Raw genomic sequence first — 24,459 nt, 5'->3', positions numbered from 1 at the left:
ATGTCGAAAACTCCGAGAAAAAGCTGGCGCTATTTTTTGACGGCCAAGACAATTCCGCAGCCCGAGGAGTTTCGTCGGACGCTGCCACCATATTTAGACTGGCGATTTCGAAAAGCTGCTGCATCCGCCCTTCTTTAGCAAGAGAGCGCCATTCCATGGTTCCCACCAGACTTTCAGCCCTTGCCCTCGCGAGCCTTCTCGCCCTGGGCCTTGCAGCGCCCGCCCATGCGCTCGAATGTCCATGGCAATTGCGTTTCTGGCTCGGCGTGGACGCCAATGGCAGCGCCATGGTCCACGGCGGGCAAAAATGCGTATTTCCGATGCACGCCAGCGGTACCCTCAGTCTTAAAATCGTTTCCCGCCCTAAGCATGGTGTGGTCACCCTCCCCAACCGTTCGACCATCGCCTATCAGGCAGAAAACGGCTTCAAGGGCACCGACACCTTTGTTTTCGTCGCCAACGGCAAAAGCCAAGTCAATCACGGGCAGTCCACAGTCACCATGACCATGAAGGTCAACTGAGCCGCCATCATGGTTCGCATTGCCTTGCTGTCGGCCTTTTGCGTAAGCATTGCCGCATCTCTTATATCCTTGGTTGCGATGGCGTCAGCCGCCGAGAAACAGCAATCGCCCGACGAGTGGCCGATGAATTTCACTCTGGTTCGCAACGGCGACTGCACCCAAACCTGCGTCCAATGGATATCAGCCGAAGGCGCCATAACAGGCGACACCGACAGGCGGTTCAAGAAGTTTCTGAAACGCCTTAAGGGCAAGAAACTACCTGTAGTGTTTCAGTCTCCAGGCGGGGATGTGAGAGCCGCGCTTGCGGTTGGACGCATGATCCGGACCGCGGGCCTGGAGACCGCAGTAGGAAGAACGAAGTTGAACGGCTGCCCGACGCTTGTGCCGCGCTGTCCAGAACAAATCGTCGAGAACGGTTGGTCGCAAGGCGAAGTCCATTCAGGAGGCGCCTACTGCTTCTCGGCTTGCCCGTTAGCCTTCATGGGTGGCAAGGTCCGCGCCGCAGCTGCCAACGCCCGCATCGGCCTCCACCAAATAACGATCAATGGCTACAGAGGATCCGAGCAGACTGGGAGAAGAGACCTCGATGCCATTTCGACGCAATCCGATCCTGAGTTGAAACAGGTGCTTTCCTCCTACCTGGAAGACATGGGCGTCAGCAGCCACGATGTGTTCGCTATGATGGGGCTGGCCACCCCTTACGGCCTCTACAATGTCCAAAGCGCTGAAGCACTGAAATCAGGTGTCATTACAAAAGTCTTCTCGTACTCCGATGATCCGGGCTACATCGTCACTGGAACTGGCATGCCGCCTGTGGCTGAACCGCCCGCGAAAAATATCGTGCAGTGAGAAAGCTCTCACTCTCCGAGCCGCTGGTACTACCCTCGGTCGCCGCCGCCGTCTTCGGCGGCACCTCCATCTTCGGCGGCCGCGGCGGCTACACCGGCACCATCTCGGCGCGTTCATCCTGACCCTGCTGACGACGCTGCTGACGATTTTGCAGATGCCGGAGGGGCACGGCGGATATTGTTCGGTCGGATCGTGCTGTTCGTGACGGCGGCCTATTTGCGGATCGTGGAGGAAAGGTAGGGCGTGACTGAGTTGACTGGCCGCAATGGCCCGCGGAACGAACCCGCTTCCAGATCCTGCCCCGCTCCACCTCAAAAAGGCAGCAGCAGCGGAACCAGGATCACGCTCACGATCAGGACGATGAAGGAGAAGGGAACCCCGATGCGGACGAAATCCCCGAAGGAGTAGCGTCCCGGCGCAACCACCAGCGTGTTCACAGGCGAGGAAACCGGCGTCATGAAGGCTGTCGAGGCCGCCAGCGCGACGGTCATGGCGAATGGATAGGGGGACACACCCAGTTCGTGGGCCACGGCAAGGGCGACCGGAGCCATCAGCACCGCCGTTGCCGTGTTCGAGATGAACATGCCCAGGGCGGCCGTGATGGCGAACAGCATGGCAAGGACAATGCTGTTTCCGGCCCCGGCGGTGAGCGTCTTCAGGCCTTCCGCCGCCAGGTCGACGCCACCCGTTCGCTCCAGGGCGACGGAAAACGGCAACATGCCGACGATCAGGATGATCGTTTTCCAGTCGATCGATCGATAGGCGCTCGCGAAGTCGATGCAGCCGAGCACGCCCATGAGAAGGCAGCCGATGAGTGCCGCCTGCACATTCGGCACGATGCCGCTGACCATCAGGCCGATGACGAAAAGCAGACAAATCACCGCGTGCAATGATTTTCCGGGGACTGGAAGCCGTTCCTCGATCTCGACGGGCAATTTGATGACGACAAGATCTTTCGTATCGGTCCGATACCGCTCGATTTCCTTCCAGGATCCGATCACCAGCAACGTATCGCCGGTCTGAAGTCTCTCGGCCAGGAGATTGTCCGTATGCGGGCCATCGCCGCGGTTCAGGCCGACGGCGGTCAACCCGAACCGCGTCCGCAGATCGGCCTCCACCACCGTCTTGCCGATGAGTTCCGACGTCGGCGGCACGATGGTCTCCGCCATGCCGATCTCTTGCGATCGATCCGCGAAATAGCCGCCGCTCAATGGCAGGTCTTCCAGGGCCATCCGCGCCTGGAGCTCGTCGAATTGACCGCCGGGAGCCGTCAGGTCGATCAGGAGAATGTCGCCGGCCTGCAATTCCGTGTTGACGGTAGGCCTGAGAATTTCCTTGCGGAATTTGTGGCTGCGCTCGATCGCCAGGATGTTGGCGCCCGATGTGCTTGGCAGGTCCAACTGCTCCAGGTTCTTTCCGACCAGGGGAGACTGGTCGGAAATTTTCACCCGCCGCTCTCGGTGAGCAAGCCTGTATTCCTCCACCCACGCCCCGAACGTCGCCTGCTGGGACGCTTTCGGCTCGTTTTCACCAGGCAGCCAGCGTCGGGCAAAGATCATGTACAGAACCGCAAGACCAAGAACCGGAAGGCCGAACGGCGTGAAACTGAAGAAGGCAAAGCCCGGCACGCCGTGCCGCTCGAGCTCGCTGTTGACGACGAGGTTGGGCGCGGTGGCCACCAGGGTCATCATGCCGCTGATGAGGGCAGCGAAGCTGAGCGGCATCATCAGCCGTCCCGGGCCTATGCCGGTGCTTTGCGAAATACGCAGTACGACGGGAATGAAAATCGCGGTTACCGCCGTCGAACTCATCGTCGCCCCCAGCGAGCAGACGACCAGCATGAGGAGCACGGTCAGCCGGAGCTCGTTTGATCCCGCTCTTGCAATGAGCCAGTCGCCGAGCTGCTGAGCGACACCTGTGCGCACCAATCCGTCGCCGATGACAAAAAGAGCCGCGATGAGGACGATGTTCGGATCGCTGAAGCCCGCCAGCGCCTCTCCCATCGACAGCACGCCGGTAAAAGGCAGCGCCACCAGCATGATAAGCGCGACGGCGTCCAACCTTGGCTTGTTGACCGCGAACATGACAATCGCGGAGACCAGCAGGGCAAGGACAAGCCCGAGTTCTGCATTCATCTTGCGTCCCTGTTCAATGGCAGCCAACCCGCGCGGGCGATGTCCTCGATTGAAGGTATCTTGGCTCGTCGTTGGCGGTCGGCGGCGGAATGGAAGGCGTTCGTTCAAGTGGAAGGCTATCCGAGAGTCGGGATTCCCGCCAGCAAGGCTTATGCACCGACACCAGGGGAAGACTGCCTTCGACGGCAGATGCTTCAGCGTATCGGAACCGCGGAGACCGATACGTCGACATGCATGCCGGTCGGATCTCCGGCGCTGCCGACAAAGCCTCCCGAGATTGGAAGGGCCTGCGAGGCTTCGCGGGTCACCCCCACGCGGATCAGGTTGGCGCCCGCGACCAGCCCGTTGGTCGGGTCGTACTCGACCCAGCCGGCGCCCGGAAGATAGACACCGCACCAGGCGTGCGTGCTACCGCCTCCGCGCGTCGTGCCGGAGGTGTCGTCGTAGAGGTACCCGGTGACGAAGCGGGTGGCCAGGCCGAAGCTTCGCAGCGCCTCCATCATCAGGACAGCGAAGTCGCGGCAGGTACCGGTGCCGAGCTCGATTGTCTGGGCGGCTGTCTGCGTGCCTTCCTCATGGCGGGCGCCGTAGCGGAATTGCTGCTGGATGGCGCGGGTCATCGCCTCCAATACCTTCAACGTGTCCGTGCTGCCGGCCTCGGCGACCACGCGTCGCGCCCAGGCCTCGACCTTGCGGTCCGTGTCCGGCATTTGCAGTTCGGTCAGACGCCCCAGATCAGCGGTTTCGCTCTGGTCGTAGGACAGCGGGAATTTTTCGGCCGCGGGCTCAAGGCTGTATTGCGGGAGCGGCGGGCCTTCGGGATGATGCGTCAAGTCCAGCGTCGAGACGATGCTCAGGCGCTTGGTCCTGAGCGTTTCGGGCCATTCGACGAAACAGATGGAATTGTCGAATGTGTCGTGCTTCCAGTGGATGGAGGCTGGCTCCGGCTCAATCTTGAGATCGGCTTGATGCAGTCTCAAATCGTGGCTGTCGTCGGGCCGCACCATCAGCCGGTGACGCAGAAGACCGACCGGATTGCGGTAGGTGTACTCGGTCGTATGGACAATCTTGATTCGCGCCATTTGGCGTCCGTCCCGGCTTCCGAATGGTCTGTTCCGTTTCTGATTTCTGCGTACAGCTATTTCACGGCATGGCCAAGGCGACCGATCGGAAGCAAGGGATAGGTGGCGCCTATATCCGGTTCATTCCCTGGCGCAACCAAGGCCGCCGGCCCAGCCAGCTCTTGACGAAAATCGATGCGCCTGTTTGAGACACTAGGGCAAATGGGGCAATCGCTCCATGGGGAGATGAGCAGGGCAAGCTGTGAAGCGCTTTTTTCGATTGCTTGCCGCTGTGGTGATGGCGTCCTGCGTGGCTGGGTGCACCAGCGTTTCCTACTACGCGCAGTCGCTGGAAGGCCATGTGCGGATCATGGCGGCGCGCAAAAATGTCGGAAGGCTCATCCACGATCCCTCGACGCCGGAGGCATTGCGCGCCAAGTTGACGTCGGCGAGCGCCATACGTCGCTTTGCCACGGACGAACTGTCGCTCCCCGACAACAGCAGCTATCGAAGCTATGTCGACATCGGCCGGGACAATGTGACCTTTGCCGTTTTTGCCGCGCCGCAATTCTCGCTCACACCCATAACATGGTGCTTTCCGGTCTTCGGCTGCGTTCCGTACCGGGGTTATTTTTCCCAGAAATCAGCGGCTGAAAGCGCTGGCGACCTGCAGCGGAAGGGGCTGGACGTTTACGTCTCGGGCGTCACCGCCTATTCCACGCTGGGCTGGTTCAGCGACCCGCTGCTCAGCACCATGCTGCGTCAGGACGACGCCTATATTGCGGGCCTCATCTTCCATGAGCTGGCGCATCAGAAAATCTATGTGAACAACGACTCCGCGTTCAACGAGGCGTTCGCGGTCGCCGTCGAAACCAGCGGCGTGAGGAAATGGCTCCGGGTCACCGGCGATCGCGCCGGATTGCGCCGCTACGAGGCCGGCCGCAAGCGCAGCGCGGATTTTCTCGGACTGATCGCGCAAACGCGTGAAGAGTTGCGGCAGGTCTACGGAAGTCCCCGCGCCCCGCAACAGATGGCTGCCGCCAAGACAGCCACGATCGACAGGCTGCGGGTGCGCTACCGGCAGATGCGCGACAAGCGCTGGGCCGGATACAGCGGATACGATGCCTGGTTCAACAGCCCCATCAACAACGCAAAGCTCGCCGCGACGTCCGTCTATGGCGAGCAGGTCCCGGCGTTCCTTCGCCTGTATGATTTGTGCTCCGGCGATTATCCAAGGTTCTATGCGTCCGTTCGGCGCATCGCGGCCTTGCCCCAGCCTTCCCGTGCGGAGGCACTGAGGACCGCGACGACGTGTAATTGACGTCGCGGCGGCCTGTCTCGCAAGCTCGGCCCTGACCAATGCCTGATATGGCCGACACGCGCGGAAGCGTGCCTGCCCTCACCGTCCGCCCGCCATTGCCGCGATCGCCTCCAGCAGCGCCCGCTGCTCCCCCACCCAGAACCAGTGATCCTCCCCCTCCACCTCGACAAACCGGGCCCCGGCGATCCGCGCCGCCAGGTATCGCCCGGCCTCGATGCGCACGGCGTGGTCGCCGGTGCGGTGCAGGACCAGCGTCCTGGCCGAGACCTTTGGCAGCAGCGGCCGCACATCGGCATCGCGCAGCGCCTGCAGCAGGCCCGCCACCGCGCCGGGGCTGGAGGCCGCCCTGAGCAGCCCGGCCCACCAGGCGCGCGCCTGACGGTCCTGGGCGACACTCGGCGCGAAGGTCTCGATTTCCGCCGGGCCGCCCCAGCCGGCGAGCAGGCGCCGCTGCCAGAGATCGTATTGCGCCGATGTCAGCGCGAAGGGATAGTCGGGCGCGTGGCTGCCCTTGGCGAGCGAGCCCCACAGTACCAGGCCGGTCAGCCGGTCGGGATGGTCGACGGCAAAGCGGATGCAGCCCGGCCCGCCCTCCGAGGCGCCGACCAGCAAGGCCTTGCGGCTGCCGGCCGCGTTCATCACCGCCAGAATGTCGCGCGCGGTCGCCTCGACGGTCGGGCGGGCGCCGACGCGGTCGGACAGGCCCATGCCGCGCCGGTCGAACAGGATCAGGCGGCCGAGGCGCGACACCGCGCCGAGCCAGGCGCGGCAGCTCCTGTCTTCCCAGATCCGCTCGACATGCGAGATGAAGCCCGGCACCAGCACGATGTCGGCCGGGCCGTTGCCGATGGTCTGGTAGGCGATATGGATGCCGTCCACCTCGACATAGCGGGTCCTGGGCATCTCCAGTTCGGGGTCGGGCGTCGGCGCGCGCAGCAGGGCGAGCGTGGCGGGGTCCGGCGCCACACCGAGTTCGTCGCGCAGCAGCCGCGTGCATGTCTCGCCCTGGCGCTCGGCCGCCGCCCTGTCGCCGGCCGCCAGATGGGCGCGGATCAGGTGTCGGTGCGCGCTTTCGCTCAGCGGGTCGAGCGCGGCAAGCCGCGTGGCGTGCAGCACAGCGCCGCGCGCATCGCCGCCGGCGATCTTGGCTTCCACCAGCCGCTCCAGCGCCTGCACCAGCCGGCTGCGCAAGGCCTCGCGCCTGAAGAACACCCATTCCTCGAATTCGGGGCAATCCGGCAGCGAGAAGCCGGCGAGGTAGTCGCTGGTGTAGAGACCGGCGGCCGCGTCGAGCAGTCCGGCATCGCAGGCACGGTCGAAGGCCCGGGAATCGGCCTCGACCGACAGCGCCGGGCGCAGGCTCAGCGATGCCGCGTTGGCGACGATGACCTCCTCGCCGAAGGCGACGCGGATCTTGTAGAGCGTGCGCCGCAGGCGGGCGCGGGCGGCTTCCGCGTCGGCCTCGGGCCAAAGCAGCGTGGCGGCGACGTCGCGCGCCACCGGCCCACCGGTCTCGGCGAGGTAGATGACGAGCGCGGCCGCCTTGCGCAAGGCGAGTTCCACCCGCCGGCCGTCGAGCCGGAACTCCGGAAACCCCAGCAGTCTGAGTTGTATCAGCTCCATCGATCCGCACGCGGCCGCGCAAGGATGCAGAGAGGACGTTGAGGGGACGCCGGCCATCTATCCATCCCCGCGACGTCGGGCCAATGGGGCCCGATCAGGAGACTCCCTTGGAGCGAGAAATGTCACCGGTCAATACATCAAGCCATCGCATGTCGGAACCGCTTGCCGGCGGTGCCGCCCCTGCCGCCCCTGCCAACACCGGGCACGGAGGCTGAGCCATGTGCCAGACCTGCCTCTCCTGGTACGCGCGCTGCGTTGCCCCCTACCTCGTCCACGCCGGCTGTTCGGCCGGCGCCTTCGCGCGGATGCGCGGGCGTGTGATCCCGCGCGCAAAGGGGATTGTCGTCGAAGTCGGCTTCGGGTCCGGCCTCAACCTTCCCTATTACGACCCCGCCAAGGTGGAGTGGCTGATCGGCGTCGATCCCGACGGCACGATGCTCGGCCTCGCCGGACCCAGGAGCCGTGCCTTGCCATTCCGTGTCGAGTGCCTGCGGGCGAGCGGCGAAAGCCTGCCATTGGCCGATGGCCTCGCCGACACGGTCGTCGTCACCTATGCCTTCTGCACCATTCCCGACCCGGAGGCGGCGCTCGGCGAAATCCGGCGCATCCTGAAGCCCACGGGCCAGCTGATCTTCATCGAGCACGGCCAGGCCGAGGGAAAGTGGTGCCGCCGCTGGCAACAGCGCCTCAACGGGCTATGGGGCCGCCTCGCCGGCGGCTGCCATCTCAACCGCGATCCGCTCGGCCTGATCCGCGCCGCCGGCTTCAGCCTCACCGAGCAGCAGCACGGGCGTTTCCCCCTGCCCTTCTGGCAATTGGGCAGCCATCACGCCGGCATTGCGGCGCTCTCCGCGGGTTGACGGGCCGGTGACGTCAAGCTTGCCGGCGTCCGCCACCTCTCACCAGAAACCCACCAGCGACCTCAGTATCGCCGCGGGACCAATCGCTTTCCGGCAGGTTTTGCGAAATCCGGCCCGGCCCGTCGCATCGAGCACATCATCGTCGATGTCGCGCAGGATGCGGCGCGCATTGCGCCATCCGATCCTGGCAAGCGCCGATGCCAGATCCGCGCGCGCGGGATCGAACGGCCCCTGATTGGCGGCCGGATCGGCGGGCCGGTCGATGTCGTTGCTTGCCCCCATCGCGTAGCGGGGGACCGTCACAGAGGCGCCGGCGTCGAAAGGCGAGGCCAGATCGAGAAAACGGGACATCGAACTCAGGCAGAGGGCCGGCGTGGAAACGAGCTGCTCATAACATGTGAAATGCACCGGCGCGCCGGTGCGGCGCAGGGCTTCCATGGCGAAATAGAACTGGTTCCAGTAGTCGGCAGGCGTGCGGAACCTGTACTCCATCTGCTTCGGTTGCGTAAAATCCTGCCTGATTTCCAAAGGCCCGTTCAGGAACGGACCGAGATGTCTGGCCGGCCTGAAAATGCTGCGGTTCCTGGTGAAACGGAACCATGACAGAAGCTGGGTAATGGGGTCCTTGCTCATCACGATGATGGGCAAGCCGCCATATCCGAGGTCGCGCCCGCTCATCAGCGCCGGAAAGATCCCATGCTTCCAAAAGCCCTGGTCGAAGACGACGGGCACGCCAAGATGGGTTTCGACAAGGTGCTTGGCGAGATTCGTGCCGGATCTCGGCGTCCCCATGATGCGCACCCGGGCGGCATTGCCGTCATGCTGCGTCTGGGATCCATCGTGGGCTGAACGCGTCATGGCCGTCTCACAGTGCCAGGCTCCCCTGCTCCGCCTCCTCGGCATTGGGATCGCCGGGCGCCGTGGCCCAGGCGAGTTCGACCAGCGTCACGGTGCGCTTTCCCGTGCCGTCGAGCTGGCAGACGATGAGGCCTTGCTCCTCGATATAGGTCAGGAGGCGCCGGGCGCGGCGCAGCGAGTGCGAACCATAGGCGCGCGCGATCGCGGCATCGCTCGGGCACGGCCAGCCCTCCTTCGCCGCACGCGCGATCATCATGAACACGCCCTGCATGTCGTCGGGCAGCAGCGAGGCGCGGACGGAAACGTCCCGCCACGCGTCATCCTGCGTCGTCTCGGAGCCGAGGCCGGCGCGCGCGCGCGTCAGCATGCGGCGGAACTCCGGCAGATCCGGCACCACCGAGGCGAGGCCCTCGATGCGGCAGCGCACCACGAATTCCTGGTAGAGCACGCCAATGACGCGGAAACCCGCGTCGGGTTGCGCAAGAATGGCGCTCAGCACGCGGTCGACCCGTTCGCGCCGATCGGCCAGGTCCTCGGCGCTGATTTGCGGCTCGGCCGGTTCGGGGCGGATTTCCAACGCCGCCGACTTCGCCGCCATAAGTTGGTCGAGCAGGTCCGGCGACGCCACCCGGCGCGGGGCGCGTACCGCCTCGGGCGGCGGTGCCGCCAGGATGATCGCGCGGGCATCCTCCAGGGTCGCCTCCGGCATCGCCATCAGCCGCGGCGTGCCGTTGCGCGGGCTGGTATCGGTCGGCCCGATACGCAGGCCGAGCGGCCGGCGCGACAGCGCGGGCCCCAGCGCCATGAACTGCCCGCGCTCCAGATCGCGAAAGGCTTCCGCCTGGCGCCGCTCCATGCCGAGCAGATCGGCGGCGCGCGCCATGTCGATGTCGAGGAAGGTGCGGCCCATGAGGAAGTTAGATGCTTCCGCCGCGACGTTCTTGGCGAGCTTGGCCAGACGCTGCGTGGCGATGATGCCGGCCAGCCCGCGTTTGCGGCCGCGGCACATCAGATTGGTCATGGCGCCAAGCGAAAGCTTGCGCGCCTCGTCGGAAACCTCGCCGGCCACCGCCGGCGCGAACAGCTGTGCCTCGTCGACCACCACCAGCATCGGATACCAGTGGTCGCGGGCGACCTCGAACAAGCCGCCGAGGAAGGCGGCGGCGCGCCGCATCTGGTTTTCCGCGTCGAGCCCTTCGAGGTTCAGCACGGTGGAGACGCGGTGGATGCGCGCCCGCTCGCCGGCCGCCTGCAGGCCGCGCTCGGTATGCTCCTCGGCATCGATCACCAGATGGCCATAGCGCTCGCCGAGCGAGACGAAGTCGCCTTCGGGATCGATGATGGTCTGCTGCACCCAGGGCGCGCTCTGTTCCAGGAGGCGGCGCAAGAGATGCGACTTGCCGGAGCCGGAATTGCCCTGCACCAGAAGGCGGGTCGCCAGCAGTTCCTCGAGATCGAGGTTAGCTGGGGCGCCCGCCGTGGTGTGTCCCATCTCGATCGCAACGGTCATGTCTCGACTCAATAAGGTCTCCTGCGCGGCATGGGGCTTACCAACCCAGGCGCTGCCCGTCGAGCACTGATGGCCTACTGCCCGGTGTTGCACACAGTTGCGAGAGACGGTGAAGGCCGGGCGAAGAGTGGTCATCGCCCGGCCGGCCTGTGGATAGTAACCCCTCATTCACCATGGGCAGGCGTTCCGATTGAAGATGCCGTTCATCCGCCTAGCCTGACCCTGCATCGCGCCCCAACGGGATGCACCCAACGCCCCAGATGACGGCCGGCGTCTTCAAGTTCCCTCTCTGTATGCGCCGGCCGTCGGTTTCACCTTTACGTTTTCACTTCCGCGCCTTGCCCCGGCACCGGCGGCAATTCGGGCGCGTCGAGCCCATTGAACGGATCACGCCAGGCCTCGATGCCTTCAAGCCGGCGATACCACTCGGCAAGCACGGGATAATCACCGAGCGGCAGCCTCCCGACATCGTTGAAAGGCAGGAACGTTGCCATGCGGAAGTCGGCATAGGAGACCCTATCCCCGACCAGCCATTGCCGGCCCGCAAGTGCGGCCTGAAGGATCGCCGCCATCTTGTGGAACAGGCCCAACCCCTCCTCGACCAGCTGATGATCGATCGGGCCCAGATGATAGCGCTGCTTGGTGCCACGCTCGAAATGCACCATGTCGCAGGCCCTGGCGAAATTCTCCTTGCCCCAGCTCAGCCAGCGGATCATCTCCGGTTCGTCATCGCCGGAGCGCCAGAAATCGAGCGCATGTCGCGCGACAGCCGGCAGGCTATGGCGTCGGTCTCCCACAGGCTGCCGCCCGGCCAGGCCAGTATGGGGAGGGAAAGGTTGGGATTGAGCGGCCGAAATCGTTGCGCTTGCCCCGGCGCGAAGGGCGACGCGAATTCGAAGGTCACCCCCGCCTCGAGGTAACGCGCCACCGCGACCGCCAGGCGCGGATTGGGGTTGCGGCTGAAATACAGTTTCATTTCGCCCGCTGCCGGCACCGGCTCGACCCTGTCACTCATGAATGCCTCTCCTTGTCCTGGCCAACATCGCCAGACCAAGGACGAAAGTGGACGGTGCAATCCGACAAAGTTTGGGTTGACCGGCTCCGATGGCGAGGCGACACTTCCTCTCGCACCAAAAGCAGGAGGAAATACGATGGACGAGCCCGAACGGTGGCGCCACATGTCGACAGCGCCCATGGACGGCAGCCGGATCCTGGTCACGGTGCGCCCCTCCGAACAGGGGCCGGCGGAAGTCGACCTCGCCTATTGGTCGCGCGGCGACCAGTTCGCCGGGGAAGGCTGGCGGGCGTCGGACTCCTCGCCCGGCCGCGTCGTCGAATATGCCGAGCCGGAGCTGAAATGCTGGATGCCCCTGCCCTCGGCCAATCTCAGTCGGGGCGGCTCGATGCCCGCTCCCTGGGAAGGCGACGATGCGCAACAGCTGGACGGTTCCGGGATTTGACCAGCGCGGACGGTGAAGCCGCCGATCTCCCCCCTCGTGGGGGAGATGTCCGGCAGGACAGAGGGGGGCGCCGTAGAGTAGAAACGTCGACATCCCGACCTCGACCAACCTCTGAAAACGACCCACACGCCCCTGCCGCCAAGACAACGTGCCAATGCCAAATCGATGCGCAAGGTGATGACGGGCGCCGAGTTAAAGCTTTGGAACGAACTTCGCGGGCATCGGCTGATGGGCTTGGGTTTTCGCAGGCAATTTCCAATCGCCGGCTACATCGTCGACTTCGCTTGCCCGGAGAAAAAGCTCATCGTTGAGGTCGATGGCTCTCAGCATGGCGACGAAAATCTGGTGATAGCCGAACAGGCCAGGACGAAGCGCTTGGAAGAGGACGGCTGGACTGTGCTGCGGTTCTGGAATGACCATGTCATCCGAGACATTGGCAATGTCTGCCAGCATATTGTCATAGTTGCGGGGTTGGGCGACGCGGACCGAGTGGTCGGCGGGACAGCGCCCCCCTCTGCCCTGCCGGGCATCTCCCCCACTTGGGGGGAGATTGGCAGCTTCGTCGCCGCCTCCTTCAGGTCCAACCCTCAGAACAAGAACGCCGCCGTAGCCGGATTCGGTCCGTCGCGGCCGTCGGCCGAATCCATGCCCGCGATCGTCTTCAGGTCCTGCTCGTCCAGTTCGAAATCGAAGACATCGAAATTGGCCGCGATGCGGTCCTGATGGATCGACTTCGGGATGACGATCAGCCCTTGCTGGAGGTGCCAGCGGATGATCGTTTGCGCGGCGGACTTGCCGTGCTTGCCGGCGATGCCCGCTATCGTCGGGTCGCTGAGCAGCCGGCCGCTGCCGAGCGGGCTCCAGCTTTCGGTATGGATGTTATGCAGGGCATGGAAATCCCTGAGCGCACGCTGCTGGAAGCGCGGATGCAGTTCGATCTGGTTGGCCACCGGGACCACGCCGGTCTCGCCGATGATGCGCTCTAGGTGATCCCTGTTGAAATTCGAGACGCCGATCGACTTGATGCGGCCGGCCTGCTTCAGCTCGATCAGGGCCTTCCAGGCCTCGACATATTTGTCCTGGCTGGGTACCGGCCAGTGGATCAGGAACAGGTCGAGCTGCTCGATGCCGAGCTTCTTCATCGTATCGTCGAAAGCGCGCAGGGCCGCATCGCGCTGGTGCGCGCCGTTGCGCAGTTTCGAGGTGATGAATAGCTCGCTTCTCGGCACATCGGCGGCACGGATCGCCTCGCCGACGCCCTCCTCGTTCTGGTAGCCCTGCGCAGTGTCGATCAGCCGGTAGCCGGCCTTGATCGCCCAGCCCACCACATCAGCGGTGATGTCGTGATCGACCTGCCAGACGCCAAGGCCAAGCTGGGGAATGGTGGCGCCGTCGTTCAGCGTGATCTGTTCGGGCATGGTCGGTTCCTTTGCGAAGAGATGTCCGGGCGGTCGCCCAACGCAGCCTATCTAGGCACGCACTAAGGCGACGGCCAGTCACCGGTGGACAAATTCGCAAACGCGGACCGGCAGCCCTGATGTCCCTGTCAGGAGAACCGTCTCATTTCGGCCGGCGCACCGCCCGCACCACCCCGGAGGACGTACTGCCGCAGAAAAGGCGGTCGCCGCCATCGGATTCCAGCCCCGAAACGCCGATGCCGTCCGGCATGTCGAGCCTCTCCAGAACCTTGCCCGTTTGCGGGTCGACGCGGCGCAGGTCGCTCTCGTCGCCCTCCCAGGTGGCGTGCCACAGCTCGCCGTCCACCCAAGTCACCCCGGTGACGAAGCGGTTGGATTCGATCGTGCGCAGGATTTGTCCGGTCTCGGGGTCGATCTGGTGGATCTTGCGTTCCCGGTACTGCCCTACCCAAAGCGTGCCTTCGGCCCAGGTCAGCCCGGAATCGCGGCCGCCGCCGGGCGCCGGGATCGTGGCGAGCACCTTGCCGGTATCGGGATCGATCTTCTGGATGCGATCATTGGCGAGCTGGAAGAAATGCCGGCCGTCATAGGCGGTGCCTGCATGCGCCGCGACATCGATCGAACGCAGCGCCTGCCCGCTTTGCGGATCGAAGGCGTTCAGCCTGTCACCCGAGGCGAACCAGACGTTCTCGCCGTCGAAACTCACCCCATGCACCCGCTCCACCCCCGGAAAGGGTCCGTATTCGCGCAGGATTTCGGCCGCTGAATGCTTCATGTCTTGATCCTCATGGTCGTCATCCAAGGTGTCGAAATCCGGGGCAGGCCGCCATTTGCAGGCCGGCCTCATCCGGATATCGCCACACCTTAGCCGTTCGGCAGCGGCGCCGGGAGTAACAAGGTGGTCGTGAATCCGGCCACTGGCGGCGTCATCCAGCGGCGCGCCCGGCCATGGCCGAAAAACTGCACCTTGCCGGCCTCGGCAAGCGGCTCGAGCGCCCGCTGTACGCTGCGCTGGCCAGTGCCGAGCGCCAGCGCCAGGGCCGAGCTCGACCAGGCTTCGCCGTCGGCGAGCAAGGCCAGGACCGCCGCGTGCCGTTCCTCGATCGGCCGCGCCAGCACCATCACCGCGCGCCCCTCGCGCGGCGCCAGCGTGAAGCCGCGCTTTGTGGCGCTGATATCCGTCAGCGCGGCAAGCTCGGCGCGCAGCCGGCCGATCTCGACGCGCAGGCGCGCGCGGTGCGATTCATCGGCGTGCTTGCCGCCGAAGGCCCGCGCCACGAGATCCTCGCGTGATACATCCCCGGGCCAAGCCTGGCCAAGCGCACGCGCCAGCGCGAACAGCACCGGCCGGCTCGCCAACGAGACGGTGCTGTCGCCGGCGCGCACGACATAGCGAATGGCGTCGATGACCAGCGCCGGCGATGCCTGCAGCGCCTCGACCTCTTCGAGCAGCAGCGGCCGCTCCGCACCTTGCGTGATCAGCCGCGCCGCCGGTGTTTCGAGCGCCAGGGATGCGCTGACGACCTCCGCCATGAGGCCGGGAATACCGGCCTGGCGGGCGGCGTTGCTTGCCCATTCCAGCGCCGCGCGCGCCGGACGGATCCTGAGGCGCCGCATGGCGATGCCGGCGACAGCGAGCTCGTGCGCCGCCCTCGCGGCCGGCGGCAGCGGCGTCGGGTCGAGCCCAGCCAGCACATGTTCGGCCTCGTCGAGGCGGCCGATCAGCAACAGGCGCCGGACCTTGAGTTGGCCCGCATGCGCCGCGTTCAGCCGGTCGCCATGCTTTTCCAGCGCGGTCCGCGCCGCGTCGAGCGCCTTGGCGGGCCAGCCCAGATCGCGTGAGACCAGCGCGATCTCGGCCTCGGCGACGACGCATCTGGCGCGCGCGACGGCCTCTTTCGGGCTGAACGCGCGGGCCGCGCGCCGCAACAACAGCTTGGCGCGGTCGAAGTCGCCGAGCTGCGCCATGGCAATGCCGCGCAGCGCCAAGGCCGGCGCGTCCTCACGCAGCGCGACGCGGTCGAGCGCGCCGAGCGGATCGCCAGACGCCAGCGCCAGTGCCGCCGCCGTGATCAGCGAGTCCATTCAAATCCCGTCACACTTGTAACTCCCACCTCGAAAAGCACCGCCCTAACTTAAGTCACCGCAGCCAAGCAGCAAGCCGCATCGGCAACGGGCGGCGCACCAAGGAGAACGCGATGACTGTCTCAACCGACCTTGCTCTCGACGCACCGAACGATGCCACCGGGCCTGCCCGGCGTCACCCCTGCTGCGCCGGACCGGATGATGCAACACCCCTCCCTCACCGCCCCACCCTGGCTCAGGATCCCCGGGCGACCACAGGCCGCGACGGCCCCATGACTGGCAAAGGAGAAGACCAATGACCAAGCACATGACGATGAAGACCCCGCCGATCGTTTCGAGGCAGGAATGGGACGCCGCGCACGAAAAGATGCTGGTGAAGGAGAAGGCGACGCTACGCGCCAAGGACGCGCTCGCCGCCGAACGCCGGCGCATGCCGTGGGTGGAAGTGGACAAGGCCTACGTGTTCGAGGGCCCCAACGGCAAGGCAAGCCTGCTCGACCTGTTCGAAGGCCGCCGCCAGCTGATCGTCTACCGCGCCTTCTTCGAGCCCGGTGTCTATGGCTGGCCCGATCACGCCTGCCGCGGTTGCTCGCTCGGCGCCGACCAGGTCGGCCATCTCGCCCATCTCAACGCCCGCAACACCACGCTCGCCTACGCCTCGCGCGCCCCGCAGGCCGATATTGCGCGGCTGAAGACGCGGATGGGCTGGGAAATGCCCTGGTACACCATCACCGACAGCTTCGACAAAGACTTCGGGGTCGACGAATGGCATGGCCACAACGTCTTCATCCATGACGGCGACCGCGTCTTCCGCACCTATTTCATCAACAGCCGCGGCGACGAGGCGATGGGCACGGTCTGGAGCTATCTCGACGCCACCCCGCTCGGCCGCCAGGAGGTCTGGGAGGACTCGCCCGAAGGCTATCCCCAGACCCCGCTCTACAGCTGGTGGAACTGGCACGACAATTACGAAGCCGGTGCCGACAAGAAGTGGGCCGAAGTGGCCGCCGCCGGCGAAGCCGCCTTCCGCGACAAGGGCGAACAATAGGACGGTGGATCGACGCCATCCCGCTTGGGTTCCTCCTGCCCCACCTTGGGGGCGAGGAACCCAAGCGCAGGCCTCGTCACTGGCGTGATCATTAGGGAAAAGGACCATGACCGACATCCATTCCGGCATCGGCGGCGCGACCCCCGAAAATACCGCCCCCCTTGGCGTCGCCGACTGGCTGTGTCTCGCGGCGGCACCGACCTTCGCTCTAATGGCCCTGTTCTCGTGTCTTCAAGGTGGCGACGCGGCCATGCTGTGCATGGGCGGCTCGCCGCTGACCGGCATGGCTGCCATGTACCTGCTGATGAGCGCCTTCCATCTCGCACCCTGGCTGCGGGTGATTTCCGGCCGCCAGATCCGATAGCGCCGGTTCGCTGTCGCCATATCAAGACATCCACACATCGGAGAAGACAATGAAGCTGGTCAGGCTGAGAGCGCCGGGTGGCCTGGACAGGCTCGAACTGGTCGAGGAAGATCCGCCGCGGCCGGGGCCGGGTGACGTGCTGGTCAGGATCCGCGCCTGCTCGTTGAACATGCGCGACGATTTCGCGGTGCAGGGCAAGACACCGCTCGCCGACGGCCGCGTGCCGCTGTCCGACGGCGCCGGTGAAGTGATCGCCGTCGGCGGCGATGTCGATGCGCTCCGGCCGGGCGACAGCGTGGTCGGCGTTTTCTATCCCTGGTGGCTGGACGGCGACATGACGCCCGCCACCAGGCGCGACATTCCGGGAGAAAGCTTCGACGGCTTCGCCAGCGAATATGTGTGCATGCCGGCGCATGCCTTCACGAAAGCCCCGGCGGGCCATAGCCATTTGGAGGCGGCGGCGCTCACCTGCACCGGCGTCACCGCCTGGCGAGGCCTGGTGGTGTGCGGCAAGGTGAAGCCCGGCGACACGGTGCTGGTGCTCGGCACCGGCAGTGTGTCGCTGTTCGCGCTGCAATTCGCCAAGGCCGCCGGCGCCCGGGTCATCGCCACCTCGTCCGACGAGGAAAAGCTGGAACGGCTCGCAAGCCTCGGTGCCGACGCCACCATCAACTACCGGGCCGTTCCGGATTGGGGCCGCAAGGCCCGGGAGTTGACCGACGGGCGCGGCGTCGATCACGTGGTCGAGGTCGGCGGCCCCGCCACGCTGGCGCAATCCCTGGTCGCTTGCCGGACAGGCGGCCACATCGCCCTGATCGGCGTCCTGACCGGTTTTGCCGCTGAAGTTTCGATCCCGACCGTGTTTTCGAACCAGATCCGCATCAGCGGCATTTCGATCGGCAGCCGGGCGGACCAGGAGGACATGATCCGCGCGATAGAGGTCAACAGGCTGAAGCCCGTCATCGACCGCCGCTTTCCGCTGCGCGACATCGCCGCCGCCTTCACGCATTACGGAGCGCGAAAGCACTTCGGCAAGGTTTGCCTGGAGCTTTGATCCATTCCATCAGCAACAGCTAATTGACAGCCTGCAGGAAACGGCGCTCAGTGCCTTGTACAGGTGGATCGCAGCATCAGGCGGGCGATTTCGACCGCCGGCGTCACCCTGGGGAGGATGCCATGCCAACCGTAATCGGCCATCACGACATCACGAAAGACAGCAAGCACTGGCTCAGTTCACCCAAGCGCAAGGAGCTTTTCGGCTCGCTGGGGATCACCAACATCCGCACCTTCGTCGATCCCCAGAACCCGAAACGGGTGGCTTTGATGATGGACGTTCCTGACATGGATGCGCTGGCGGAAATGATGAAGAGCCAGAAAGCCGCCGACGCGATGGTGCACGATGGCGTGGTGCCGGAATCGCTGGTGATCCTGGTCGAGGCGAAGGCGTAACCGCGCCAGGTCCGGCCCTTCAGGTCGCTATATCGTTGACCGGCAGCAATGGCTTGGGGAGGTCAGTCTCGCCGAGCCCGGCGCGCAACTCGATCTCGATGTCGCGGCAGATCTGCGAGATCGGAACGTCGTTGGCGTTGCCCTCGAACGGGTTGGCGCTGCTCTCGCCGACCTGGTCGAGAGACATGTAGGCCCAGCCCAGCAGCGTGCTGAACGGGATCGTCAGCCAGATGCCGATCGTGCCGAGCACGCCGCCAAGTTTGCCCATGTCGGCAAAGACCGGAACGACACCGAACGGCAACAGCGTGCAGAAGATCATGACGAACATGGAACTGACGATGGCGTACTGGCGCGGATAGGGATTGTTCTTGATGCGGTCGCAGCGCGCCTGCTGATCGTGGAAATCGCGGATCAGCTTCGTCAGTTCGCCATAGATCTGCGGGGGGATCTTGGCGTCCTTGAGCAGTGCATTGACCTGGACCGATTGCATTTCGAGCAGGGCGATCGCCGGCTGCGGCGATTCCAGCACCTTGCCGGCCTGTTCGGCCAGCAACGGCTGCAAGTCGCCGGCGAGCGAGCCGGTATCCTCCTGGATGCGGTAGCGCCGCCGGTATTCGATATTGGCGGCCTTCCCCATGGATTCCCAGGGCATCGGCCGCCGCAGCGAAAAGCGCAGTGCCGTCATCCAGGCGATATGGCGGTAGATCAGTTGCCTGGCCGTCGGCGCATCGAGGAAGTCCCGGCAGAAATTCGACCACACCCGGCTGCTGGCGGTGATTTGCGTGAACGCCTGCAGCGCCTCACCGCTGCGGGTGAACACCTGCGAATTCTTGAAGCCGGCAACGAGCGACACGGTGGTGCCGAGCACCAGCACCACCGACCACGGCACCGAGAACCCAGCAAGGCCCGGAAGACGATAGGCCGCGACCGCCAGTCCGCTCACCACCACCATGTAGATGACGCTGCGCCGCGACCAGAGCGCGAAGTCGATCAGCTTGTAGGAACGGCCTACATACATCGGATCCCCCCTCAAAGATCGTGGACAGGCATGGTTGTCACGCGGCCGGTATCCAGCCCCTCAACGCGCGCTGTTTGCCCCGAACCGCAAGCCGTCCATCAACAGCTTGACCAGCCGGCGCGAGCGGTCGCGCCACTCCGGCGTATCGGGTGCGGAGTAGATGCCGGACAGTGCATGCAGCACGTCGGAGGCATCGACATCGCCCCGGATCGTGCCGTCGGCCACCGCTGCCTCGACCAATTGCCGCAAGGCCTGGGAGACCCTGCCCGACGTGTCGGAAAACAGCGTCGAATTGGTGGTGAGCAGGATGCGCAGGCTGGTTGCCAGGCCGCGCTTGGTGGCGATGTAGTCGACGAAGCGCCGCATCCACTCTTCCAGCGCGACATCGGACGGATGCTTTGCCGCAAGCTCGCCGGCCGCCGCGCACAGCGCCTCCACCTCGCGGCGGTAGACCACCTCGACCAGATGCTCGCGGGTCGGAAAATGCCGGTAGAGCGTGCCGATGCCGACACCGGCGCGGCGCGCAATATCCTCCAGCGAGGCATCGATGCCGCGTTCGGCAAAGACCGATGCCGCCACCTCGACCAGCCGGTCGCGGTTGCGTTGCGCGTCCGCGCGCAGCGGCTTGGTTTCCGCGGCGGTGTTCGTTTCAGCGATGACGGACGGCTCAACGGCCAATTTTTTCTCCACGGTCGAAATATGGGGGCTTGAACCCGGCCGGGCCAGCCCCCACGTAATAAACGGAGGCGCCTCCGTTTTAGTGGAGTGCTTTCATCATATAAGAAGGGGAACGCTTATGTCACGCCTTTCGAACCTGCAAGCTGACATCTCCCCTGCCCGCCCATCTCCCGGGAGATCCGCTGTCACTCCCGCCAACACCTGACCAAAAGGTTACCTTGCCGTTCTCCGGCAAGGCACCAGTTCACTCCCGATCCGCGTCAAGCAAACTGGAGCCAGACGCCCATGACCAGTCTTCCCATCACGCTTACCATCAACGGACACCGACACGAACTGGAAGTCGATCCACGCGTAACCCTGCTCGATCTCCTTCGCGAGCGGCTTGACCTCACCGGTACCAAGAAGGGCTGCGATCGCGGCCAGTGCGGCGCCTGCACGGTGCTGGTCGACGGCAATCGCATCAACTCCTGCCTGGCGCTGGCGGTCAGCCATGACGGCGCCAACGTCTTGACCATTGAGGGCGTCGCCCGTGGCGAGGACCTGCACCCGGTGCAGGCCGCCTTCATCGCCCATGACGGTTTCCAGTGCGGTTTCTGCACACCGGGCCAGATCATGAGCACGCTCGGCCTGATCGCCGAAGGACAGGCCGGCGACGATCCCGAACGCATCCGCGAGGGCCTGAGCGGCAACATATGCCGCTGCGCGGCCTATGGCGGCATCGTCGAGGCCGTCCTGGAAGCTCAGGAGCAACTTGCCAAGGCCGACCGGAGGACCGCGGCATGAGGGACTTCGATTACGTCAGGCCGGCCACGATCCCGGACGCCATCGCGGCCGCCGCGCAGCCGGGTTCGGCCTATCTCGCCGGCGGCACCAATCTGCTCGACCTGATGAAGGGCGGCATCACCAGCCCCGAGCGCATCGTCGACATCTCGCGGCTGCCGGAGCTCAACCGCATCGAACAGCTGGACGATGGCAGCCTGCGCATCGGCGCGCTGGTCCGCAACGCCGATCTCGCCCACGACACGGCATTCGCCAAGGCCTATCCGGCGGTGGCCGAGGCGCTGTTGTCGGGCGCCTCCGCGCAGCTTCGCAACGCCGCCACCGTCGGCGGCAATCTCCTGCAGCGCACGCGCTGCAGCTATTTTTACGACACCGCCAGCGCCTGCAACAGGCGCGAGCCCGGCACCGGCTGCGACGCGATTGGAGGCGAGAACCGCCTGCACGCAGTGCTCGGCTGGAGCGATGCCTGCATCGCCACCCATCCGTCGGACTTCTGCGTGCCGCTGGTGGCGCTCGACGCCGTGGTCGAGATCGAAGGCAAGCAGGGCCGGCGCCACGTGACGCTGGAGGAATTCCACCGGCTTCCCGGCGATACGCCGCAGCGGGAGAATGTGCTGGAGCCCGGCGACCTGATCGTGGCGGTGCGCCTGCCGGCAGAGGCAGCCTCCTTCGCTGCCAACGCCCGCTACCTGAAAGTGCGCGAACGCACCTCCTACGCCTTCGCCGTCGTCTCGGCCGCCGCGGCACTTGTCGTCGACAGCGGCAAGATCCGCGCCGCGAGGCTGGCACTGGGCGGCGTCGCGGCCAAACCGTGGCGGGCGCGCTCGGCGGAAGCCATTCTGCTTGGCGCGGATGCCAACGAGGCGACCTTCGCCAGCGCGGCGGACGCGGCCCTGGCCGATGCCAGCCCCTCCGGCGACAATGCGTTCAAGATCGAGCTTGCCCGCCGCATCGTGGTCAGGGCGCTGATATTGGCCATGGCGGGGACGCCCGAGCGGATACCGGCCCTTCCGGCTTCTCCCTTTTCCTCCATTCCCGGAGTGCGCCATGACGCTTGAACTCAGCCTCAACCAGCAACCCGCCCATGCGCGGCAAGGCTCCAGCATCGGCCAGCCGCTGACCCGCCGCGACGGCTTTCTGAAAGTCACCGGAGCCGCGCGCTACGCGGCCGATAACCATCCGCCCGGCATGCTCTATGCCGTGCTCGCCGTCTCCAGCATCGCGCGCGGTCGCGTCGCCGCGCTGGATATCGAAGCGGCCAAGGCGCACAAGGGCGTGGTCGAGGTGATGACGCCCGACAACCGGCCGGCGCTCGCCATCGATCCGGATGCCAAGGACAATCCCTTCATGTTCCGGCTCGACCTGTTGCAGAACGATCAGGTCCGCTACCCGAACCAGACCATCGCCGTGGTGATCGCCGAAACGCTGGAGGCGGCGACCGAAGGGGCGGCGCTGCTCTCGCCGCGCTATGAGGCGCTGCCGGCGCGCGTCGGTCTCGACGGCGCCGAAAGCTTCGTGCCGCGTGGTGTCGGCGTCGGCAATCCGGCCGTGCAGCACAAGGGCGATGTCGAGGCCGGCCTCGAATCGGCGAAGACGCGGATCGAAGCCACCTACGAGACGCCGGCCCAGTACCACAACGCCATGGAACCGCATGCGATCGTCGCCGCCTGGGATGGCGGCAGGCTGTCGATCGACACGCCGAGCCAGGGTCTTGCCATGGCGCAGGGCCGTATCGCCGGCCTGTTCGGCATCGCGCCGCAGGACATCCACATCCGCAGCCCCTTCCTCGGCGGCGGCTTCGGTTCGAAGGGCATGATTTCGGGGCCGCAGGTGCTGGGCGTCCTGGCGGCGCGTCTCGTCGGCCGTCCGGTCAAGCTGGTGCTGCGGCGCGAGCAGATGTACGGGCCGGTCGGCCACCGTGCTCCGACGCGCCAGACCTTGCGCATGGGCATGGATGGCGAGGGCCGGCTGACGGCGATCGACCATCACGCCAAGACCGCGTCGAGCACATTCGACGATTTCTTCGAACCGGCGGCGGATGCCTCGCACACACTCTATGCCAGCCCGGCGATCGCCACCTCGCACGAGGCGGTGCGGCTCGACACCGGTACGCCGCTTTTCATGCGCGCACCCGGTGAAGCCACCGGCTCGATAGCCCTGGAGAGCGCCATCGACGAGGCGGCTCATGCCTGCGGCATCGACCCGCTGGAATTCCGGCTGCGGAACTATGCCGAAGTCGAGCCGATGACCGGCAAGCCGTTCTCTTCAAAGGCCCTGCGCGAATGCTACGCACAGGCGGCCGGGGCGTTCGGCTGGGCGAGCCGCCCGCTTCGTCCGCGGCAGATGCGCGACGCCGACGGTTTCCTCACCGGCTGGGGCATGGGTACGGCGACGTTCCCGGCCCTGATGTTCCAGGCCGAGGCGCGTGCGGTGCTGAGGGCCGATGGCAGCGGCCTGATGGAGACCGGCGCGCAGGACATGGGGCAAGGCGCCTGGACCGCCTTCGCCCAGATCGCCGCCGACGGGCTCGGGCTCGACATCGGCCAGGTCGATTTCAGGGCCGGCAGCTCCGACTTGCCCAATGCGGGCATTGCCGGCGGCTCCGGCCACACGGCGACGGCCGGCATGGCGATCCACAATGCCGGCGCCGCCGTCATCGCCAGGCTCGCCGATCTCGCCACCGGCAACGAGGCCTCGCCATTGTTCGGCGCCGGCAATGAAGGCGTGCTGGCGCGCGGCGGCCGGCTGTACCGGCGCGACGATGAAAGCCGCGGTGAAAGCTATGCCGAGATCCTCACGCGCGCAGGCCTCACGGAGATCGAAGGCCGTGGCAAGGCCGCCCCGGACCCGGCGTACCAGGAGACCTATGCCAAGCATGCCCACGGTGCCGTGTTCGCCGAGGTCAAGGTCGATCCGGATTTCGGGCAAATCCGCGTCACCAGGCTGGTCGGCGCTTTCGCCGCCGGACGGGTCATCAACCCCAGGCTGGTGCGCAGCCAGTACTATGGCGGCATGATCTGGGGCGTCTCCTTCGCGCTGCATGAAGAAGCCAGCACCGACCGGCGCTCGGGCCGGATACAGAACGCCAACCTCGCCGAATACCATGTCCCGGTGAATGCCGACGTGCCGTCGGTGGAGGCGATCCTGGTCCATGAGGACGACCCCCACGTCAACGCGCTCGGCATCAAGGGCGTCGGCGAAATCGGCATCACCGGCACCGCCGGCGCGGTTGCCAACGCGGTCTGGCATGCAACAGGCGTGCGGCCTCGCCGCTTTCCGATCCGCATCGAGGACCTGCTGGGGTGAGGAGTGGTCCGCAGAATGGACGGGAAGCCAATTGCCTGGCTTCCCGAAAGACGAACGTTCGAAGCGACAGCCAAGGGCCGGACCGCTGGAGCTAGACCCGCCGGCAGCCCCGCCC

At 65.6% G+C, this 24,459-nt stretch carries 22 protein-coding genes and 3 pseudogenes; 14 read left to right on the top strand and 11 right to left on the bottom strand.

Annotated elements, in window-relative coordinates; genetic code table 11:
* The first annotated feature begins 155 nt into the window (after positions 1-155).
* The 3 genes and pseudogenes from AC07UC_RS16385 to AC07UC_RS16375 form a co-directional block, all read left to right on the top strand.
* On the top strand, positions 156-521 hold the full coding sequence (locus tag AC07UC_RS16385; protein WP_202326773.1) for an Ig-like domain-containing protein: 366 nt from the start codon (positions 156-158) through the stop codon (positions 519-521).
* Positions 522-530: 9 nt separating this feature from the next.
* Positions 531-1,370: a COG3904 family protein gene (locus AC07UC_RS16380; protein WP_494906740.1), complete on the top strand. Its 840-nt coding sequence runs from the start codon at positions 531-533 to the stop codon at positions 1,368-1,370.
* Positions 1,371-1,375: 5 nt separating this feature from the next.
* Positions 1,376-1,610: pseudogene (locus AC07UC_RS16375) on the top strand (ABC transporter permease); the annotation flags it as partial.
* A 71-nt stretch (positions 1,611-1,681) separates the two neighbouring features.
* On the opposite strand, the gene AC07UC_RS16370 reads toward AC07UC_RS16375, so the two are convergent.
* Positions 1,682-3,505 carry an SLC13 family permease gene (locus AC07UC_RS16370; protein WP_494906739.1) on the bottom strand — a complete coding sequence of 608 codons (1,824 nt, stop codon included), beginning with the start codon at positions 3,503-3,505 and terminating at the stop codon, positions 1,682-1,684.
* A gap of 194 nt (positions 3,506-3,699) precedes the next feature.
* Positions 3,700-4,587: a transglutaminase family protein gene (locus tag AC07UC_RS16365; RefSeq protein ID WP_494906738.1), complete on the bottom strand. Its 888-nt coding sequence runs from the start codon at positions 4,585-4,587 to the stop codon at positions 3,700-3,702.
* A 277-nt stretch (positions 4,588-4,864) separates the two neighbouring features.
* Between AC07UC_RS16365 and AC07UC_RS16360 the strand changes: the two genes are divergently transcribed.
* Positions 4,865-5,887, top strand: a complete 1,023-nt coding sequence (locus AC07UC_RS16360) for an aminopeptidase (protein ID WP_494908945.1) — start codon at positions 4,865-4,867, stop codon at positions 5,885-5,887.
* Positions 5,888-5,965: 78 nt separating this feature from the next.
* Here AC07UC_RS16360 and AC07UC_RS16355 read toward each other — a convergent pair whose 3' ends face one another.
* Positions 5,966-7,510, bottom strand: coding sequence for a bifunctional AfsR/SARP family transcriptional regulator/alpha/beta hydrolase (locus AC07UC_RS16355; protein WP_494906737.1), 1,545 nt, complete (start codon positions 7,508-7,510; stop codon positions 5,966-5,968).
* A gap of 218 nt (positions 7,511-7,728) precedes the next feature.
* On the opposite strand from AC07UC_RS16355, the gene AC07UC_RS16350 reads away from it, so the two are divergent.
* The gene (locus AC07UC_RS16350; RefSeq protein ID WP_494906736.1) at positions 7,729-8,370 is read left to right on the top strand and encodes a class I SAM-dependent methyltransferase; all 642 of its coding nucleotides are present in this window, start codon (positions 7,729-7,731) and stop codon (positions 8,368-8,370) included.
* 39 nt (positions 8,371-8,409) lie between these two features.
* On the opposite strand, the gene AC07UC_RS16345 is transcribed toward AC07UC_RS16350, so the two are convergent.
* The 3 genes and pseudogenes from AC07UC_RS16345 to AC07UC_RS16335 all read right to left on the bottom strand — a co-directional run bounded on the left by AC07UC_RS16345 (position 8,410) and on the right by AC07UC_RS16335 (position 11,714).
* Entirely contained in the window at positions 8,410-9,228 is an 819-nt protein-coding gene (locus tag AC07UC_RS16345; protein WP_494906735.1) for a hypothetical protein, read from the bottom strand.
* A gap of 7 nt (positions 9,229-9,235) precedes the next feature.
* Positions 9,236-10,738, bottom strand: coding sequence for a helicase HerA domain-containing protein (locus tag AC07UC_RS16340; protein WP_202326766.1), 1,503 nt, complete (start codon positions 10,736-10,738; stop codon positions 9,236-9,238).
* Positions 10,739-11,055: 317 nt separating this feature from the next.
* Positions 11,056-11,714 (bottom strand): annotated as a pseudogene (locus AC07UC_RS16335) (glutathione S-transferase family protein).
* 175 nt (positions 11,715-11,889) lie between these two features.
* Here AC07UC_RS16335 and AC07UC_RS16330 point away from each other — a divergent pair.
* A complete protein-coding gene (locus tag AC07UC_RS16330) occupies positions 11,890-12,198 on the top strand; it encodes a hypothetical protein (protein WP_140771158.1) in 309 nt (102 codons plus the stop codon).
* 165 nt (positions 12,199-12,363) lie between these two features.
* Positions 12,364-12,681 (top strand): annotated as a pseudogene (locus AC07UC_RS16325) (endonuclease domain-containing protein); the annotation flags it as partial.
* Positions 12,682-12,785: 104 nt separating this feature from the next.
* Here the strand turns inward: AC07UC_RS16325 and AC07UC_RS16320 are convergent.
* From AC07UC_RS16320 to AC07UC_RS16310, 3 genes are all read right to left on the bottom strand, one after another.
* Entirely contained in the window at positions 12,786-13,616 is an 831-nt protein-coding gene (locus tag AC07UC_RS16320) for an aldo/keto reductase (RefSeq protein ID WP_494906734.1), read from the bottom strand.
* Positions 13,617-13,758: 142 nt separating this feature from the next.
* Positions 13,759-14,391 (bottom strand): Vgb family protein, encoded by a 633-nt coding sequence (locus AC07UC_RS16315; protein ID WP_202326764.1) that lies wholly within the window; start codon positions 14,389-14,391, stop codon positions 13,759-13,761.
* Positions 14,392-14,480: 89 nt separating this feature from the next.
* A complete protein-coding gene (locus AC07UC_RS16310; protein ID WP_494906733.1) occupies positions 14,481-15,701 on the bottom strand; it encodes a helix-turn-helix domain-containing protein in 1,221 nt (406 codons plus the stop codon).
* A 295-nt stretch (positions 15,702-15,996) separates the two neighbouring features.
* Here AC07UC_RS16310 and AC07UC_RS16305 point away from each other — a divergent pair, with 295 nt between their 5' ends.
* The 4 genes from AC07UC_RS16305 (at position 15,997) to AC07UC_RS16290 (ending at position 18,562) form a co-directional block, all read left to right on the top strand.
* Positions 15,997-16,749, top strand: a complete 753-nt coding sequence (locus AC07UC_RS16305) for a DUF899 domain-containing protein (protein WP_494906732.1) — start codon at positions 15,997-15,999, stop codon at positions 16,747-16,749.
* Positions 16,750-16,855: 106 nt separating this feature from the next.
* Entirely contained in the window at positions 16,856-17,113 is a 258-nt protein-coding gene (locus AC07UC_RS16300; RefSeq protein WP_494906731.1) for a hypothetical protein, read from the top strand.
* Positions 17,114-17,162: 49 nt separating this feature from the next.
* Complete coding sequence (locus AC07UC_RS16295) at positions 17,163-18,167, top strand: zinc-dependent alcohol dehydrogenase family protein (RefSeq protein ID WP_494906730.1); 1,005 nt, start codon at positions 17,163-17,165, stop codon at positions 18,165-18,167.
* A gap of 122 nt (positions 18,168-18,289) precedes the next feature.
* Positions 18,290-18,562, top strand: coding sequence for a hypothetical protein (locus tag AC07UC_RS16290; protein ID WP_202326759.1), 273 nt, complete (start codon positions 18,290-18,292; stop codon positions 18,560-18,562).
* Between the two features lie 19 nt (positions 18,563-18,581).
* Here the strand turns inward: AC07UC_RS16290 and AC07UC_RS16285 are convergent, their stop codons facing one another.
* Together AC07UC_RS16285 and AC07UC_RS16280 are read right to left on the bottom strand one after the other, a co-directional pair.
* Positions 18,582-19,580, bottom strand: coding sequence for a bestrophin family protein (locus tag AC07UC_RS16285; protein ID WP_494906729.1), 999 nt, complete (start codon positions 19,578-19,580; stop codon positions 18,582-18,584).
* Between the two features lie 60 nt (positions 19,581-19,640).
* Positions 19,641-20,258 (bottom strand): TetR/AcrR family transcriptional regulator, encoded by a 618-nt coding sequence (locus AC07UC_RS16280; protein WP_202326757.1) that lies wholly within the window; start codon positions 20,256-20,258, stop codon positions 19,641-19,643.
* 285 nt (positions 20,259-20,543) lie between these two features.
* On the opposite strand from AC07UC_RS16280, the gene AC07UC_RS16275 reads away from it, so the two are divergent.
* The 3 genes from AC07UC_RS16275 to AC07UC_RS16265 are packed head-to-tail and all read left to right on the top strand — an operon-like array spanning position 20,544 to position 24,344.
* Positions 20,544-21,041, top strand: coding sequence for a (2Fe-2S)-binding protein (locus AC07UC_RS16275; protein ID WP_140771130.1), 498 nt, complete (start codon positions 20,544-20,546; stop codon positions 21,039-21,041).
* A complete protein-coding gene (locus AC07UC_RS16270; RefSeq protein WP_494906728.1) occupies positions 21,038-22,096 on the top strand; it encodes an FAD binding domain-containing protein in 1,059 nt (352 codons plus the stop codon). The genes AC07UC_RS16275 and AC07UC_RS16270 overlap by 4 nt, the downstream gene beginning before the upstream one ends.
* Positions 22,086-24,344, top strand: coding sequence for a xanthine dehydrogenase family protein molybdopterin-binding subunit (locus AC07UC_RS16265; RefSeq protein WP_494906727.1), 2,259 nt, complete (start codon positions 22,086-22,088; stop codon positions 24,342-24,344). The genes AC07UC_RS16270 and AC07UC_RS16265 overlap by 11 nt, the downstream gene beginning before the upstream one ends.
* Positions 24,345-24,459 lie beyond the last annotated feature (115 nt).

Source organism: Mesorhizobium sp. GW821-FHT04C10 (assembly GCF_059420305.1).
Note: the sequence above shows the minus strand (reverse complement) of the source record. Positions and strands in the feature narration are given on the sequence as shown.